The sequence below is a fragment of the Rhodospirillum centenum SW genome (assembly GCF_000016185.1).
In the GTDB taxonomy this organism is placed as follows: domain Bacteria; phylum Pseudomonadota; class Alphaproteobacteria; order Azospirillales; family Azospirillaceae; genus Rhodocista; species Rhodocista centena.
On record NC_011420.2, the window covers coordinates 3328714 to 3345583 of the forward strand.

General features: G+C 73.3%; 15 protein-coding genes. 8 read left to right on the forward strand and 7 right to left on the reverse strand.

Features of this window, described 5'->3' with window-relative positions; genetic code table 11:
• The first annotated feature begins 50 nt into the window (after window positions 1–50).
• Together RC1_RS15460 and RC1_RS21860 are read left to right on the forward strand one after the other, a co-directional pair.
• The gene (locus tag RC1_RS15460; RefSeq protein WP_041785435.1) at window positions 51–653 is read left to right on the forward strand and encodes a pseudouridine synthase; all 603 of its coding nucleotides are present in this window, start codon (window positions 51–53) and stop codon (window positions 651–653) included.
• A 78-nt stretch (window positions 654–731) separates the two neighbouring features.
• Window positions 732–902, forward strand: a complete 171-nt coding sequence (locus tag RC1_RS21860) for a hypothetical protein (protein ID WP_012568372.1) — start codon at window positions 732–734, stop codon at window positions 900–902.
• A gap of 29 nt (window positions 903–931) precedes the next feature.
• Here RC1_RS21860 and RC1_RS15465 read toward each other — a convergent pair whose 3' ends face one another.
• Window positions 932–1387: a hypothetical protein gene (locus RC1_RS15465; protein ID WP_012568373.1), complete on the reverse strand. Its 456-nt coding sequence runs from the start codon at window positions 1385–1387 to the stop codon at window positions 932–934.
• A 144-nt stretch (window positions 1388–1531) separates the two neighbouring features.
• Between RC1_RS15465 and hutC the strand changes: the two genes are divergently transcribed.
• On the forward strand, window positions 1532–2362 hold the full coding sequence (hutC, locus tag RC1_RS15470; RefSeq protein ID WP_012568374.1) for a histidine utilization repressor: 831 nt from the start codon (window positions 1532–1534) through the stop codon (window positions 2360–2362).
• A 15-nt stretch (window positions 2363–2377) separates the two neighbouring features.
• On the opposite strand, the gene hutI is transcribed toward hutC, so the two are convergent.
• On the reverse strand, window positions 2378–3646 hold the full coding sequence (gene hutI, locus RC1_RS15475; RefSeq protein WP_012568375.1) for an imidazolonepropionase: 1269 nt from the start codon (window positions 3644–3646) through the stop codon (window positions 2378–2380).
• A 146-nt stretch (window positions 3647–3792) separates the two neighbouring features.
• On the opposite strand from hutI, the gene RC1_RS15480 reads away from it, so the two are divergent.
• The 4 genes from RC1_RS15480 to hutH are packed head-to-tail and all read left to right on the forward strand — an operon-like array spanning window position 3793 to window position 9233.
• Window positions 3793–5181, forward strand: coding sequence for a formimidoylglutamate deiminase (locus tag RC1_RS15480; protein WP_012568376.1), 1389 nt, complete (start codon window positions 3793–3795; stop codon window positions 5179–5181).
• Between the two features lie 10 nt (window positions 5182–5191).
• Window positions 5192–6883 carry a urocanate hydratase gene (hutU, locus tag RC1_RS15485; protein WP_012568377.1) on the forward strand — a complete coding sequence of 564 codons (1692 nt, stop codon included), beginning with the start codon at window positions 5192–5194 and terminating at the stop codon, window positions 6881–6883.
• Window positions 6880–7707, forward strand: coding sequence for an N-formylglutamate deformylase (hutG, locus tag RC1_RS15490; protein ID WP_012568378.1), 828 nt, complete (start codon window positions 6880–6882; stop codon window positions 7705–7707). Before hutU ends, hutG begins: the two co-directional genes overlap by 4 nt.
• A complete protein-coding gene (gene hutH / locus RC1_RS15495; protein ID WP_012568379.1) occupies window positions 7704–9233 on the forward strand; it encodes a histidine ammonia-lyase in 1530 nt (509 codons plus the stop codon). Before hutG ends, hutH begins: the two co-directional genes overlap by 4 nt.
• 15 nt (window positions 9234–9248) lie before the next feature.
• On the opposite strand, the gene RC1_RS15500 is transcribed toward hutH, so the two are convergent.
• From RC1_RS15500 to RC1_RS15510, 3 genes are all read right to left on the reverse strand, one after another.
• Window positions 9249–10697 (reverse strand): coniferyl aldehyde dehydrogenase, encoded by a 1449-nt coding sequence (locus RC1_RS15500; RefSeq protein ID WP_012568380.1) that lies wholly within the window; start codon window positions 10695–10697, stop codon window positions 9249–9251.
• Between the two features lie 173 nt (window positions 10698–10870).
• On the reverse strand, window positions 10871–11398 hold the full coding sequence (locus RC1_RS15505; protein WP_012568381.1) for a hypothetical protein: 528 nt from the start codon (window positions 11396–11398) through the stop codon (window positions 10871–10873).
• Window positions 11399–11428: 30 nt separating this feature from the next.
• Entirely contained in the window at window positions 11429–11983 is a 555-nt protein-coding gene (locus tag RC1_RS15510) for a hypothetical protein (RefSeq protein ID WP_012568382.1), read from the reverse strand.
• Window positions 11984–12254: 271 nt separating this feature from the next.
• Between RC1_RS15510 and RC1_RS15515 the strand changes: the two genes are divergently transcribed.
• Window positions 12255–13286 carry an SDR family oxidoreductase gene (locus RC1_RS15515; RefSeq protein ID WP_012568383.1) on the forward strand — a complete coding sequence of 344 codons (1032 nt, stop codon included), beginning with the start codon at window positions 12255–12257 and terminating at the stop codon, window positions 13284–13286.
• Window positions 13287–13380: 94 nt separating this feature from the next.
• Here the strand turns inward: RC1_RS15515 and RC1_RS22600 are convergent, their stop codons facing one another.
• A complete protein-coding gene (locus RC1_RS22600; protein ID WP_336884700.1) occupies window positions 13381–13608 on the reverse strand; it encodes a hypothetical protein in 228 nt (75 codons plus the stop codon).
• Between the two features lie 45 nt (window positions 13609–13653).
• Window positions 13654–16812 (reverse strand): efflux RND transporter permease subunit, encoded by a 3159-nt coding sequence (locus RC1_RS15525; RefSeq protein WP_012568385.1) that lies wholly within the window; start codon window positions 16810–16812, stop codon window positions 13654–13656.
• Window positions 16813–16870: the final 58 nt, after the last annotated feature.

Consider the following 16870-nt stretch of genomic DNA (forward strand, 5'->3'; position numbering starts at 1 on the left):
TGCGTGCCAGTCCCCCTTGCCGGGCGGTCCGCGGCATGGGAAGCAGGGCCATGACCCGCGTGATCCTGCTGAACAAACCCTATGACGTGCTCTGCCAGTTCACCGATGCGGACGGGCGGGCGACGCTGAAGGACTTCGTGCCGGTGCCGGGGGTCTATGCCGCCGGCCGGCTGGACCGCGACAGCGAAGGGCTGGTGGTGCTGACCGACGACGGCGCCCTGACCGCCCGCATCGCGGACCCCCGGCACAAGATGGCGAAGACCTACTGGGCGCAGGTGGAGGGCATACCGGAGGATGCGGCGCTGGAGGCGCTCCGCCGCGGCGTCGTGCTGAACGACGGCCCGACCCTGCCGGCGGAGGTGCGCGCCATTCCGGAGCCGCCCGGCCTCTGGCCGCGCACGCCGCCGGTCCGCTTCCGGAAGTCCATCCCCACCGCCTGGCTGGAGCTGACCCTGCGCGAGGGGCGCAACCGTCAGGTCCGGCGCATGACGGCGGCGGTCGGGCTGCCCACCCTGCGGCTGGTGCGCCGGGCCGTCGGCCCCTGGACCCTGGAGGGGCTGGCCCCCGGGGAGTGGCGCGAGGCAGCGCCCCCGTCCCCCCGTCCGTCGCCCCGTCCGTCCCCCCCTCCCTCGCCGCGCCCGCCCCGGCGCTGAGCGGGGAACAGCCGGCCGGCGCGGCCGTTGGCAGGACAGACGCCGACACCAGCGGCCGATCCCGACGGAGGTGCGCCCATGCCCCTGTTCATCTTCCTTCTGCTCGTCATCCTGATCGCCCAGGTCGGGTTCTGGGACACGCTGGAGGCGGTCCTGGGCGGGGCGCTGATGCTGGTGCTGCTGGCCGTCCTGGTCGTGCTGCTGGCCGGCGTGGGCGTGCGGATGGGGCTGCGCCGTCTCGGCCGCTGAGGGGGCCCCGACCGGGCCCCGGACGGGGCCTAGTATCCCAGCGCCTTCAGCGCCGCGATGGACAGGGCGGCGGAGCTGTGCAGGACGAAATGGCCGCCGCGCGCCTCCCAGCCCTCGCGGGTCTTCTCGTGGTCGTCCACCAGCACCCGGCCGGGGCCGGACCAGTCCGGCTTGTCCCGCGCCATGCAGGTGATGACCTCCACCTCCGCCCCCAGCATGTTGGCGACCCAGCGGCGCTTCTGCGCCTCGGCCCAGTCGCCCCGCGGCATGCCGGTCAGGATCACCGGCCGGTGCGGGGCGCAGTAGTCCCACAGCTCGCGGGCATCGGCCATCAGCGCCAGCGTGCCGAAGAAATCCGCATCCCGCGCCAGCGCCTGCCACATCTCGCGGGTGGTCAACTGGTCCGGCCGGCGGCCGGTGACCCGTTCCACCCCGCGGTCGAAGTCGGCCAGCACGCCGTCGAGGTCGAGGAAGAGTGTCGTCATGCCGCCGCCCGCTCCACAGGTCTCCGATCCCTCCCGGCCCTCTCTGCGCCGGTCCGGGCTTACCCGCCCGCACCCGGACGGCTATGGTGGTGCCGGGTGGGACGGTCCTGGAGATGGGGTCGCCCGGGCGGCAGGGGAACGGTGGTGCTGGACGACGGAAGGACGCAGCCCGGCGCGGGCAGCGGCGGCAGGACGGGAACGGACGGCGGCGGGACGGAGGCGCCGCTCTACCGCCGGGTGAAGGCCTATGTGCTGGAGCGCATCCGCGACGGCGCCCTGCAACCCGGCGACCGCGTGCCCTCCGAGCACGAGCTGGTGGCGGCGCTGGGCGTCTCGCGCATGACGGCGAACCGCGCCCTGCGCGAACTGACGGCGGAGGGGCGGCTGACCCGCGTCGCCGGGGCGGGCACCTTCGTCGCCCCGGCCAAGCCCCTGGGCACGGTGCTGGAGATCCGCAACATCGCCGACGAGATCCAGGCCCGCGGCGGCGCCCATTCCGCCCGCGTGCTGCATCTGGCGACGGAGCCGGCGGCGGGCGAGGTGGCGGAAGGCTTCGGTCGGCCGGCGGGGACGCCGCTGTTCCATTCGATCCTGGTGCATGCCGAGAACGGCCGCCCGATCCTGCTGGAAGACCGCTGGGTGGCACCCGACGCCGCGCCCGACTATCTGGCCCAGGACTTCGCCCGCGCCACGCCGTCGGAGCATCTGCTGGCCGTCGCCCCGGTGCGGGAGGTCGAGCATCTGGTCGAGGCCGTGCTGCCCGACGCCCGCATCCGCACCCTGCTGGACATGGAGGTGGGCGAGCCCTGCCTGCTGCTGCGCCGGCGCACCTGGATCGCCGCGGGTGAGGCGGAAACGGAAGGAGAGCCGGCCGAGGGAGCGGAGGCGCGTGCAGAGGGGCGTGTCGCCTCCCTGGTCGAACTCTGGTTCCCCGGCGGCCGCTACCGGCTGGGCGGCCGCTTCCGGCCGGGCTGACGGATCAGTCCGCCATCATGCCGGGGCCGGCCCGTCCACCGGCACGCCCGCCAGGACGCGGCCGGCGCAGGCGCCGCCGCCCAGCCAGTAGGCCAGCTCGGCCGGGCGGTCGATCTCCCAGACCGCGAGGTCGCAGCGTTTCCCCGGCTCCAGCGTCCCCGCCTCCGCCGCCAGCCCCAGGGCGCGGGCCGCCTCCCGCGTGGCGCCGGCCAGCGCCTCCGCCGGGGTCAGGCGGAACAGGGTGCAGGCCATGTTCAGCGCCAGCCGCAGGGACTGCACCGGGCTGGTGCCGGGGTTCAGGTCCGTCGCCACCGCCATGGGGATGCCGCGGGCGCGGAACCCCGCCACCGGCGGCAGCCGCGTCTCGCGCAGCAGGTAGAAGGCACCGGGCAGCAGCACCGCCACCGTGCCGGCCGCCGCCATGGCGTCCAGCCCGGCCTCGCCGGCATGCTCCAGATGGTCGGCCGACAGGGCGCCGCAGCGGGCGGCCAGCGCCGCGCCCCCCAGGTCGGACAACTGGTCGGCGTGCAGCTTCACCGGCAGCCCGTGCCGCCGCGCCGCGGCGAACACCCGGTCCACCTCCGCCGGCGTGAAGGCGATCGTCTCGCAGAAGGCGTCCACCGCGTCGGCCAGCCCCTGGGCCGCGGCGGCGGGGATCATCTCCGTCACGATGCGGTCGATATAGCCGGCGCGGTCGTCGCGCCGTTCCGGCGGCAGGGCGTGCGCCGCCAGCAGGGTGGTCCGCACCCGCACCGGCAGCTCCCGCTCCAGCCGGCGGGCCACGCGCAGCATCTTCAGCTCGGCCTCCGGCTCCAGCCCGTAGCCGGACTTCACCTCCACCGTCGTCACGCCCTCGGCCAGCAGCGGGCGCAGCCGGCGGGCGGCGGACCGGAACAGGTCCTCCTCCGTCGCCTCCCGGGTCAGGCGCACGGTGCGGGCGATGCCGCCGCCCTCCCGGGCGATGGCCTCGTAGCTCTCCCCGTTCAGGCGGCGCTCCCACTCCTCCACCCGGTCGCCGCCGAACACCAGATGGGTGTGGCAGTCGATCAGCCCCGGCGTGACCCAGCGGCCGCCCAGATCCACGACGCGGGCGGCCAGGGCCTGCGGCGCCGACGGCAGGGCGGCGCGTGGGCCGACCCAGGCGATGCGGCCGCCGCGGGCGGCGATGGCGCCGTCGGGGATGGTGCCGTAAGCGTCGCCGGCGGCGGTGCCGGGCGCGCCGGGGGCCAGCGTCGCCAGCGCCGCCCCGGTCCAGAGGGTGTCCCAGGGGGGTGCGTCTGTCATGGGGCCATCCTGCCGGGTGTCTTGCGGGGCCGCAACGGCGCCGCTAGACTAACCTGTATAGACAGCCATGCGGAAACCATCAGCGCGGACGCGATCGGCCACCCGGCCCGCCGGGCGCCGGCGCACCCGCGGACAGGGAGGGGGGAGTGCTGCTGCGCGCCTGCTACGCCGACCGCGTCCGGCTGCCCGAGGGCTGGGCCGAGGGGGTGCGGATCGAGCTGACCGAGGGCGGCGACATCGCCGCCCTGATCCCCGGCGGTTCGCCCGAGGGGGCGGAGCGGCTGGCCGGCCCGGTGGTGCCGGGCCTGCCCGACCTGCACAGCCACGCCTTCCAGCGCGCCATGGCCGGGCTGGCCGAGCGGGTCGGGGAGGGGGGCGACAGCTTCTGGTCCTGGCGCCGCACCATGTACGGCTTCGTCGCCCGGCTGACGCCCGACGACGTCCACGCCATCGCGGCCCAGCTCCAGATCGAGATGCTGAAGGCCGGCTATACCGCGGTGGCCGAGTTCCACTACCTGCACCACGATCCCGACGGCCGCCCCTATGCCGACCCCGCCGCGCTGTCCCGCGCCGTGCTGGCCGCGGCGCGGGAGACGGGCATCGCCCTGACCCACCTGCCGGTGCTCTATATGACGGGCGGGCTGGACGGGCGGCCGCTGGCGGACGGCCAGCGCCGCTTCGCCGGCACGCCCGCCGGGCTGCTGGCGCTGCTGGAGGCGCTGGCGCCGGAGACGGGCCCCGACCTGCGCCTGGGGCTGGCGCTGCACAGCCTGCGCGCCGTGCCCGCGGGCGCCCTGCGGGAGGCGCTGGCCGGCCTGCGCGCCCGCGACCCCGAGGCCCCCGTCCACATCCACGCGGCCGAGCAGCCGAAGGAGGTGGAGGAGTGCCTGAACCATCTGGGCGCCCGGCCGGTGGAGTTCCTGCTGGAGCAGGCGGGCGTGGACCGGCGCTGGTGCCTGATCCACGCCACCCACATGACCGAGGCCGAGGCCACCGCCCTGGCCGCCAGCGGTGCCGTCGCCGGCCTCTGCCCGACGACGGAGGCCAATCTGGGCGACGGGCTGTTCCGCTGGGAGCCGTTCCGCCGCGCCGGCGGGCGCTTCGGCATCGGGTCCGACAGCCATGTCTCCGTCGATCCGCGGGAGGAGCTGCGCTGGCTGCACTACGGCCAGCGGCTGGCCGCCGGCCGCCGCTCCTTCGGCCTGCCGGGACGCAGCCCCCATCTGGGCGCGCGGCTCTGGCTGGATGCGGCGGACGGCGGGGCGCAGGCCCTGGGCCGGGCCGCCGGCCGCCTCGCCCCCGGCCGCCGCGCCGACTTCCTGGTGCTCGACCCCGACCATCCGTCCCTCTGCGGCCCCTCCCTCTGCGGCCGGGAGGGCGACGCCCTGCTGGACGCGCTGGTCTTCGCCAACCACGGCAACCCGGTGCGCGACGTCATCGTCGGCGGCCGCCGGGTCGTCGCCGCGGGGCGGCACCCGGCGGAGGAAGCCGTCGCCGCCCGCTACCGCCGCACCGTCGCCCGCCTCACCGCCTAGGAGCCCGCCCATGTCCACCCGCCGCGACAATTCCCGCAGCATCCGCGCCGCCCGCGGCCTGACCCTGACCGCCCGCTCCTGGCAGACCGAGGCGCCGCTGCGGATGCTGATGAACAACCTGGACCCGGAGGTGGCCGAGAAGCCGGAGGAGCTGATCGTCTATGGCGGCATCGGCCGCGCCGCCCGCGACTGGGAGAGCTTCGACCGCATCGTCGCCACCCTGACCCGGCTGGAGCAGGACCAGACCCTGCTGGTGCAGTCCGGCAAGCCGGTGGGCGTCTTCCGCACCCATGCCGATGCGCCGCGGGTGCTGATCGCCAACTCCAACCTGGTGCCGCACTGGGCGAGCTGGGAGCAGTTCGACGCGCTCGACCGGCTGGGGCTGATGATGTACGGCCAGATGACGGCCGGCTCCTGGATCTATATCGGCACCCAGGGCATCGTGCAGGGCACCTACGAGACCTTCGTGGAGGTCGGCCGGCGCCATTACGGCGGCGACCTCGCCGGGCGCTGGGTGCTGACGGCGGGGCTGGGCGGCATGGGCGGGGCGCAGCCGCTGGCCGCCACCATGGCCGGCGCCTCCTGCCTTGCGGTGGAGTGCCAGCCCAGCCGCATCGACCGCCGCCTCACGACGCGCTACCTGGATCTCCGCACCGACAGCCTGGACGAGGCGCTGGAGATCATGGCCCGCGCGCGGGCGGAGCGGCGGCCCGTCTCCGTCGGGCTGCTGGGCAACGCGGCGGAGATCTTCCCCGAACTGGCCCGCCGCGCCGCGGCCGGGGACGCCCGCGCCCGGCCCGACGTGGTGACCGACCAGACCAGCGCCCACGACCCGGCCAACGGCTATCTGCCGGCCGGCTGGACCCTGGCCCGGTGGGAGGAGATGCGCGCCCGCGACCCCCGCGCCGTCGCCGCCGCGGCGCGGCGCTCCATGGTCGCGCATGTCCAGGCCATGCTGGACTTCCACGCCCTGGGCGTGCCGACGCTCGACTACGGCAACAACATCCGGCAGATGGCGAAGCAGGAGGGGCTGGCCGACGCCTTCGCCTTCCCCGGCTTCGTGCCGGCCTACATCCGGCCGCTGTTCTGCCAGGGCAAGGGGCCGTTCCGCTGGGCGGCGCTGTCCGGCGACCCGGACGACATCGCCCGCACCGACGCCAAGGTGAAGGAGCTGATGCCGCAGGACGGTCCCCTCCACCGCTGGCTGGACATGGCGAAGGAGCGCATCGCCTTCCAGGGCCTGCCGGCGCGGATCTGCTGGCTGGGCCTGGGCGACCGCCACCGCGTCGGCCTCGCCTTCAACGAGATGGTGGCGCGCGGCGAGATCGGCCCCGTCGTGATCGGCCGCGACCATCTGGACAGCGGCTCCGTCGCCAGCCCGAACCGGGAGACGGAGGCGATGCGGGACGGCTCCGACGCGGTGTCCGACTGGCCGCTGCTGAACGCGATGCTGGCCTGCGCGTCGGGCGCCACCTGGGTCAGCCTGCACCATGGCGGCGGCGTCGGCATGGGCTTCAGCCAGCATTCCGGCATGGTCATCGTCTGCGACGGGACCGAGGCCGCTGCCCGCCGGCTGGAGCGGGTGCTGTGGAACGACCCGGCGACCGGGGTGATGCGCCATGCCGACGCCGGCTATGCGGACGCCATCGACTGCGCCCGCCGCCACGGCCTGGATCTCCCGATGCTGGGGCAACGGCCATGACACCCTACCGTTTCGTTCCCGGAACGATTCCGCTGCTGGTCTCCATGCCGCATGTCGGCACGGGCCTGCCCGACGGGCTGGCGGACCGGCTCGCCCCCGCGGCGCGGGACCTGCCGGACACGGACTGGCATGTCGATGCGCTCTACGACTTCCTGGGCGGGCTCGGCGCCTCGGTGATCGTGGCGACCCGGTCGCGCTATCTGGTCGATCTCAACCGCCCGGCGGACGATGCCAGCCTCTATCCCGGCCAGACCACCACGGGGCTGTTCCCGGACACCACCTTCGCCGGCGGCCCGGTCTGGGCGAAGCCCGTTACCGAAGCGGAACGATCCGCCTTCCGGGCCGATATCTGGCAGCCCTACCATGACCGGATCGCGGCCGAGCTGGCGCGGCTGCGCGACCGTTTCGGTCATGCCCTGCTCTGGGATGCGCATTCCATCGCCCCCGTCCTGCCGCGCCTGTTCGACGGGCGGCTGCCCGACCTGAACCTGGGCAGCAACGGCGGCCTGTCCTGCCCGCCGTCCGTCGCCCGCGCCGTGCTGGCGGCGGCCGGCGACGATCACACCGCGGTGCTGGACGGCCGCTTCAAGGGCGGCCACATCACCCGCCAGTACGGCCGCCCGGCGGAGCGCGTGCTGGCGCTCCAGCTCGAACTCTCGCAGGCGACGCATCTGGCCGAGGGGCCGCCGCCCCGGCTGGACCCGGCGAAGGCGGGGGCGCTGCGCCCCGTCCTGCGCCGCATGATCGAGACGTTCCTCTCCGCCGCCGCCGACCATTTCGCCACGCTTCCCCCTGCCGCCCCGCTTCCGGAGTCCCCGCGATGACCGAGACCCTGCGCCTCACCCCCGCCGGCCTGACCCTGGCCGACCTGCGCCGCGTGCTGGCCGGCCCCGTGCGGCTGGAGATCGCCCCGCGGGACCTGGAGGCGGCCGAGGCGTCGGCCCGCACGGTGGCGGAGGTGATCGGCTCCGGCCGCACCGTCTACGGCATCAACACGGGCTTCGGCCTGCTGGCCCGCACCCGGATCGAGCCGGACCGGCTGGCCCAGCTTCAGCGCAACCTCGTGCTCAGCCACGCCGCCGGCACCGGGGAGGCGATGCCCGACCGGGTGGTGCGGCTGATGCTGGTGCTGAAGGTCGCCAGCCTGCTGCGCGGCTTCTCCGGCGTGCGCGGGGAGGTGATCAGGGCGCTGGCGGCGCTGGTCTCGGCGGAGGCGCTGCCGCTGGTGCCGGCCAAGGGCTCCGTCGGCGCGTCGGGCGATCTCGCCCCGCTCGCGCATCTGGTGCTGCCGCTGCTGGGGCTGGGGCAGGTACGGCTGGCCGGTCGCACCGTGCCGGCGGCCGACGGGCTGGCCGCCGCCGGGCTGCGCCCGCTGGAACTGGGCCCTAAGGAGGGGCTGGCGCTGCTGAACGGCACCCAGGCGTCCACCGCACTGGCGCTCGCCGGGCTGGTCGCGGCCGAGTGGGCGTTCGACGCGGCCCTGGTGGCGGGCGCGCTCAGCATCGACGCGGCACAGGGCTCCGACACACCGTTCGACGCCCGAATCCACGCCCTGCGCGGCCAGCGCGGCCAGATCGACGCCGCCGCCGGCTACCGCCGGCTGCTGGCCGGCAGCCCGATCCGGGCCAGCCACCTGAGCTGCGCCCGGGTGCAGGACCCCTACTGCCTGCGCTGCCAGCCGCAGGTGATGGGCGCCTGCCTGGACCAGCTCCGCTTCGCGGCCGGCACCCTGGCGACGGAGGCGAACGCCGTCACCGACAACCCGCTGGTCTTCCCCGACGACGGCGACATCCTGTCGGGCGGCAACTTCCATGCCGAACCCGTCGCCATGGCCGCCGACCAGATCGCCCTGGCGCTGGCGGAGATCGGATCGCTGTCGGAACGGCGCACGGCCATGCTGGTGGACCCGCACCACAATGGCGGGCTGCCCGCCTTCCTGGTGACCGACGGCGGGCTGAACAGCGGCTTCATGATCGCCCAGGTCACGGCCGCCGCGCTGGCCAGCGAGAACAAGGGGCTGGCGCACCCGGCCAGCGTGGACAGCATTCCCACCAGCGCCAACCAGGAGGACCATGTCAGCATGGCGACCTGGGCCGCCCGCCGGCTGCTGGAGATGGCGGACAACGCCGCCGGCATCGTCGCGGTGGAACTGCTGGCCGCCTGCCAGGGCATCGACTTCCGCCGGCCGCTGCGCACCTCCGCCCCGCTGGAGGCGGTGCATGCCGCGGTGCGGGAGGAGGTCGGCTTCTACGACCGCGACCGCCACTTCGCCCCGGACATCGAGGCGGCGCGGGGCCTGATCGCCGCCGGGCGGGCCGCCAGCGGGACCGACTGGCTGGCGGCCGCCTGACGCGGGGGACGGGGGTCAGCGGATCAGGAACTTCAGCAGCCGCTCCATCTTCGCGCCGTAGGGCGGGCGCATCAGGCCGGTGCCGTTCAGCCGCGACTGGTGGAAGACCGACTTGGCGTGGCTGAAGGTGCGGAACCCGGCCTCCCCGTGGTAGGCGCCGATGCCGCTCTCGCCCACGCCGCCGAAGGGAAGCTCCTCCTGCGCGACGTGCAGCAGCGTGTCGTTGACGGTGACGCCGCCCGAGACGGTGCGCTCCAGCGTGCGGTCCACGACGCCCTCGTCATGGCTGTAGAGGTAGAGCGCCAGCGGCCGCGGCCGGTCGTTGATGTAGGCGTAGGCCTGTTCCAGGCTGTCATAGGGGACCAGCGGCAGGATCGGGCCGAAGATCTCCTCTCGCATCACCGCCGCCTCGTCCGGCACGCCGGTCAGCAGCGTCGGCTGCAGCTTGCGCCGGGCCGGGTCCGGCACCTCGTTGCCGGGATTGATCGTCTCCACCCGCGCGCCGCGGCGCTTCGCATCCTCCAGCAGCCCTGTCAGCCGCTGGTAGTGGCGGTCGTTCACGATGGCGGTGTAGTCGGGGTTCGTGTCCAGCCGCGGATAGAAGCGGGTGACGGCGGCGCGGTAGGCGGCGATGAACGCCTCCTCCCGGCCGCGCGGCAGCAGCACGTAGTCCGGCGCGATGCAGGTCTGGCCGGCATTGAACAGCTTGCCGCCGGCGATGCTCTCCGCCGCCTTGTCCAGCGGATAGTCCGCGGCCACGATGGTGGGCGACTTGCCGCCCAGCTCCAGGGTCACGGGCACCAGATTCTCCGCCGCCGCCCGCATGACATGACGGCCGACGGGGGTGGAGCCGGTGAACAGCAGATGGTCGAAGCGCAGCCGGCTGAACGCCTGCGCCACCTCGGCCCCGCCCTGCACGACGGCGACCTCCACCGGCTCGAACACCTCCGCCAGCACCCGTTCCAGCAGGGCGGCGGTGGCCGGGGTGTATTCCGACGGCTTCAGCATCACCCGGTTGCCGGCCGCGACCGCCGCGGCGAGCGGCGTCAGGCCGAGCTGGATCGGGTAGTTCCAGGGGCTGATGATGCCGACGACGCCCAGCGGCTGGTACAGCACGCGGCCGCGGCCGGGCTGGAAGGTCAGGGCGATGGACCGGCGCTGCGGCTTCATCCAGCGCCGGAAGTGCTTGCGGGCATGGCGGATGGCGCCCAGGGTGGAGAAGATGTCGGCCAGCCGCGTTTCATGCGCGGAGCGGTGGCCGAAATCCTGGCGCACGGCCTCGACCAGCGCCTCCTGGTACTTCAGCACCGCCTGATGGAGGCCGTCCAGGGCGGCGGCGCGGCGCTCCTCCGACAGGGGGCCGTGCAGCAGGTAGGCGTTGCGCTGGGCGTCAAGGAGCTGGGACAGCCGGCGGTCGCCCGTGCGGGCATCCTGTACCGGGAAATCGATCACGGCATCGGTCATGGTTTTCCTCCCTGCCCGGGTCCCGCTCCGGCCGGCCCGGCTGTCGTCGATGTTGGCCGTGTCTGTGCGCACGGCAAGCGCGCATCCGGTCCGTCCGGCAGTCCGTCCGCGAGGTGGCCGTCCGCGAGGTGGCCGTCCGCGGGGAGCCCGTCCCGGGGCGGGTGTCGCGGCGGTCAGCCGCGGCGGAAGCGCTGCACGCCGATGATGCGATAGCCCTGGGCCGAAGGGAACCGCGTTTCGATGCGGTGGCGGGCGTCGCGTTCGGTGGCGGCGCCGATCAGGCAGATGCGGCCGGCCGCCCAGTCCCCGGCCTGCGCCGGGGGCGGTCCCGCCCGCAGGCTGCCCTGCCCGTCATTCACCACCGTCACCTCCCACAGGCGCTGATGCACCAGACCGGCGCGGTCGATCATGTGCAGACGCTGCCTCGGCGTCTGCTGGGCGGCATGCAGTTCCGCCTCGGCATCGGCGCGCAGCTCCTTCAGGCGGGTCAGCTCGGCCTCCGCCTCGGTGATGGCGGCGTCGGCCTGGGCCTGCCGCAGCTGCACCTCCCCGCAGACCTCCTTCAGCGCCCGGTGCTCCCCCTCCAGCCGGGCGGTGGCGCGGTGGCGGTCGGCCCGGTCGCCCTCCATCCGGCGCAGGGTGACGGCGAACTGCACCAGCGCCAGGACGAACACCAGCAGCAGGATCAGGTTCAGGATCATGGTCGCGGCGGCCCCGTCATTCGGTTCCCGTCACTCGGCCGCCTTGCGGGCGGGTCGGCCGGGGGCGGCGGGCTGCAAGGGCGGGACGGTGAAGCCGGCGTCCGGCGGGAAGGCCTGCCGTGCCAGCCGCGTCGCCTCCGCCGGGGTGGCGGCCCAGACCTCCAGCACATGGCGCAGGCCGCGCACCCGGCTGTCGCCGGAATGGATGCGGCCCACCGTCAGCATCGGTCCCAGCGTCATGTCGCCGACGAAGGGGCGGTGGTCGCCCCCGGGGTCCCCCAGCTCGTGGACGATCTCGAAACTCTCCTGCCTTGCGGCCAGCAGGCGGCGCTTCATCTCCTGGATCTGGCCGACGGTCATGCGCCGCTCCACCTCCAGATCCGCGATCCGGGCGACCGACGCCTCGTGCGTGGCGCGCACCTGATCGTAGCGTCGCCGCAGCCTTTCGTTGCGGAGTTCCAGGGTCGCCCGCATCCGACGGTCAACGACAAGGCGCACCTGTCGCACCAGCGCCGCCGAGACCATGCCGCAGGCCCCCAGCACCGTAAAAATGAACAGGTTAATACTGAAGCCTTCCAGCCACACGTCGATCCGTCCCGATCATGTGGCCACGCGACCGGAAGCAGTCAAAAGCCCGGAACGGCCACCGATTATTCCGGGCGCGGGCTGGGTTCGACCGGCCACGGACGGGAGAGGTCAGCGGCGGTACGGTGTCTATACCATGCAGGCTCTGTCGCGTCGATCCGGCATGCCCCCTTTGCCATCGTCCGGTATGGGGAAACCATGCCCGCTCCGGCCTGTTGAGGGGCCGACCGACATGATGCGGTCTTGATCCGACACAGCAACGGAGCACACCATGGCAGATCGCCTGGGCGACAAGGTCGTGGTCATCACCGGGGCCTCCAGCGGCATCGGCAGGGCCACCGCGGACACCTTCGCCGCGGAAGGGGCCACGGTGGTGCTGGCGGCCCGGCGCGAGCAGGGCCTGCACGGCACGGCGGAGATGGTGATCCGCGACGGCGGACGGACCATGGTGGTGCCGACCGACGTGCGCGACGCGGCCCAGGTCCGGCACCTCGCCGAGCGGGCCATCGACGCCTATGGCGGCATCGACATCTGGGTCAACAACGCCGGGATCGCCAGCTTCGGCACCTTCGAGCAGACCCCGCCCGAGGTCTTCGCCAACGTCGTGAACTCGACCTTCTACGGCGTGGTCAACGGCTTCCGGGCCGTGCTGCCGCATTTCCGCGAGCGCGGCCGCGGCATCCTCATCACCACGGCCAGCGTCGCCGGCCGGGTGCCGACGCCCTACCAGTCGCCCTACGTGGCGGCGAAGCATGCCGTGCTGGGCTTCGTCGAGACGGTGCGGCAGGAACTGCATCTGGAGGGGCTGGACGATGTCCATCTCTGCTCCGTCCTGCCCGGCCCGATCGACACGCCCTTCTGGCAGCACGCGGCCAACTACACCGGCCGCGACGTGCAGGCGCTGGAGCCGGTGACGCCGCCGGAGAAGGTGGCCCGCGCCATCCTCGGCCTTGCCGTCCGGCCGCGGCGGGAGGTCGGCGTCGGCATCCCGCCCTGGGTGCTGGAGATGGGCATGGCCGTGGGGCAGGGGGCGCTGGAGCGCGGTCTGGCCCGGATGACGCAGCGGAGCCTGTTCCAGGACAGCACCCGTCCCGCCACCGACGGCGGCGTGCTGCGCCCGATGCCGGAGGGCACGGGCGAACGCGGCGGCTGGATCGAGCGGCAGCGCCACGGCAACGGCGGCAACGGCGGCCACGCCGCCGGCATCGGCACGTCGATCGGTACGGCGGGCCTGCTGGCGCTGGCGGTCCCGCTGGGGGCTGCCGCCTGGTACCGCTACCAGAAGCACGGCCGCGTGCTCTGACCCGTCCGGCCGGTGAGGGGCGCGACCGGCGGCTCCCGCTGCCGAATTGTACGAATATCTGTGCAGGAGAGCGACGCTGACATCGCGGCCCGGATCAACCGCTGATCGAGGCCGCCCGGCGCACGCCGTTCTCCGGCATCGGCAAGCCGGAGCCGCTGAAGGGCCGCCTGTCCGCTTCCGGTCGCGCCGGATCACCCAGGAACGCCGGCTGGTCTGCCGGGTGGCCGGCAATCCCAGCGGTGGCGAGCCCCGTGGTGGCGATGCCCGGGGCGAAGGCCCGCGGATCGAGATCGCGTCCTGCCGGTTCCATTATCAGGGCCATGGCTCAGGGTCACGGCCGGTCCCCTCCCGGCCGCGGGGGGCCCGCCTACTCCGCCGCGGCACCGTGCCCGCCCCGGGGTTCCTGCCCGGTGGCGGGGCCATGCTCGGCATACTGGCTGTCGAGGTCCTGGAGCCGGCGGCGGATGGCGCCGACCGGCTGCACGCCCTGGGCGGCAAGATTGTAGAGCAGCGGCGTCACGAACAGCGACAGCAGGGTGCCGATGGTGACACCGCCGACGATGACCCAGCCGATCGCCATGCGGGATTCCGCCCCCGCCCCCTCGGCAAGAGCCAGCGGCAGGGCGCCGAACACCGTGGCGATGCTGGTCATCAGGATGGGGCGCAGGCGCAGCTTCGACGCCTCGATCACCGCCTCGCGCATCACCAGCCCCTCGTCGCGGAGCTGGTTGGCGAACTCCACGATCAGGATGGCGTTCTTGCAGATCAGCCCGACCAGCAGGATCAGCCCGATCTGGGTGTAGATGTTGTCGGTCATGCCGGTCACCGCCATGGCCAGAACGCCGCCGAACAGGGCCAGCGGCACGGCCAGGATGATGATCAGCGGCATGCGGAAGTTCTCGAACTGTGCCGCCAGCACCAGGAACGCCACCAGCAGCGCCATGCCGAAGGCGAAGAAGATGGAGGAGGAGGCTTCGAGCTGCTGGCGTGCCGCGCCCTCGAAGGCGAGCTGCGCCTCCGGCGGCAGCATCTCGGTCGCTGCGGCGCGCACCATGTCGATCGCCTCGCCCATGGAGAGCCCGGGCTCCAGGGTGCCGCTGATCGTGATGGAACGCAGCCGGTCGTAGCGGTTCAGCTCCGTCGCCCCGGCGATGTCGTTGATCTCGATGAGGTTGGCCAGCGGCACGAGCTGGTCGGTCTTGGACCCGCGGATGTAGATGTTCGACAGGTCGCGCGGGTTCGAGCGCTGGCTGGCCTCCGCGCGCAGCACCACGTCGTACTCCTCGCCGCGGTCCAGGTAGCGGGTGACCTGCCGCTCCGCCATCATCGTCTCCAGCGTGGAGCCGATGTCGGAGATGCCGACGCCCAGGTCGGAGGCGCGGTCGCGGTCCACCTGCACGCGGAGCTGCGGCTTCGTCTCGTCATAGTCGGCGACAAGGCTGGAGATGGTGCCGTATTCCTGCAGGCGGGCGATGATGGCGTCACGCCATTCCGCCAGCTCCTCGTAGGTGTTGCCGCGCAGCACGAACTGGATCTGATTGGAGCCGCCGCCGCGCAGCCCCAGGCCCGAGGGGATCTGGGGATAGACGCGGGCGCCGGGCACCCGGGACAGCTTCGGCATCAGCTCGGCGACGATCTCATCCACGCTGCGGCTGCGCTCGTCCCAGGGCGGGGTCCGCACCACCAGCATGGCGCGGTTGACGCCCGCACCGCCCCAGCCGGGGGCCAGGATGGTGAGGATGGAATTGACGTCCCCGTTGGCCAGATAGGGCTCCAGGAGTCCCTCCACCGCCTTCACCTCGCGGTCGGTGAAGTCCAGGGTGGCCCCCTCCGGAGTCTGCACGGAGATGCGGAAGACGCCGCGGTCCTCCTGCGGGGCCAGCTCGCTCTCCAGCGACTGATAGGTCACCACCAGCCCGCCCACCGTGGCCGCGAACAGGGTGAGCACCACGACGGGGGCGCCCAGGGCGGCGCGCAGGGCGCGGCCGTACAGGTCGGCCATGCCCGTGAAGACCTTCTCCGTCGCCGTGAAGAAGCGGTTGCCCTCGTCATGCACCCGCAGCAGCTTGGAACAGAGCATGGGCGACAGCGTCAGCGCCACGGCGCAGGAGAAGCCCACGGCCGCCATCAGCGCCACGGCGAATTCGCGCAGCAGGCGGCCCTGCTCGTTGTCCAGCATGGTCAGCGGGAAGATCACCGCCAGCAGCACCAGCGTCGTGGCGATCACCGCGAAGCCGATCTGGCGCGCCCCGCGGAAGGATGCCAGCAGCGGCGGCTCGCCCTCCTCGATGCGGCGGGCGGCGTTCTCCACCACGATGATGGCATCGTCCACCACCAGCCCGACCGCCAGCACGAAGGCCAGCAGCGTCAGCACGTTGATGGAATAGCCCAGCAGCGCCAGCACGCCGAAGGCGGCGACCAGCGAGACCGGGATGGCGACCACCGGGATGACGGTGGCGCGCACCGTGCGCAGGAAGACCCAGACGACCAGCACCACCAGCAGGATGGCGACGCCGATGGCGTGGAAGACCTCGTAGATCGACTGGTTGATGAAGACGGCGTCGTCCTGCCGGACCTCCAGCGTCATGCCCGGTGGCAGCGAGGCGCGGAACTGGTTCAGCACGGCGTGGACCGCCTGCGACACCTCCACCGTGTTGGCGGTGGACTGGCGCTGGATGCCCATGCCCACGGCCTGGATGCCGTTCAGGCGGAAGTCGCCGCGGTCGTCGCGCGGGCCGACCTCGACGCGGGCCACGTCGCCGATCCGCACCAGATTGGCGCCGTCCTGGCGCACCACGATGGCGGCGAACTGGCCGGGGGTGGACAGGCGCGTGTCGGTGCGGACGGTGAATTCGCGCTGCGAGGATTCGATGCGGCCGGCCGGAAGCTCGGTGTTCTCGCGCCGGATGGCGGTCTCCACGTCGCGCACGGTGACGCCGCGGGCGGCCATGGCGTCGCGGTCCAGCCAGACCCGCATGGCGAAGTCGCGCCGGCCGGAGATGCGGATGCTGGCGACGCCGGGGACGGTGTTCAGCGTGTCCAGATAGTAGCGCCGGACATAGTCGGTCAGCTCAAGCTGGTTCATGCGGTCGCTGGTCAGCGTGATCCACATGATCGGCTGGCTGTCGCTGTCCACCTTCGTCACCTCCGGCGGGTCGGCCTCCTCCGGCAGGTTGTCCACGACGCGGGAGACGCGGTCGCGCACGTCGTTGGCCGCACCGTCGATGTCGCGCGTCAGCTCGAACTCGATGGAGACGCTGGAATTGCCCTCGCGCGAGCGGGAGCGGATCGTGCGGATGCCCTCGATCCCGTTGACGACGCTCTCGATGCGCTCGGTGATCTCGTTGTCCACCACCTCGGCGCTGGCGCCGGGGTAGCTGGTATCGATGGAGACGATGGGCGGGTCGATCCGCGGCAGTTCCCGCACGGGCAGGCTGTCATAGCCCAGCAGGCCGAACACGACCAGGACGGCGCTCAGGACGAAGGCCAGGACGGGGCGCTGGATCGAGACGTCGGACAGGACCATGGGGCGTTTCCTTGCGGGCGTTGACCCTGGCGGACTTCAGGCCGGCGGACCCGTGCCG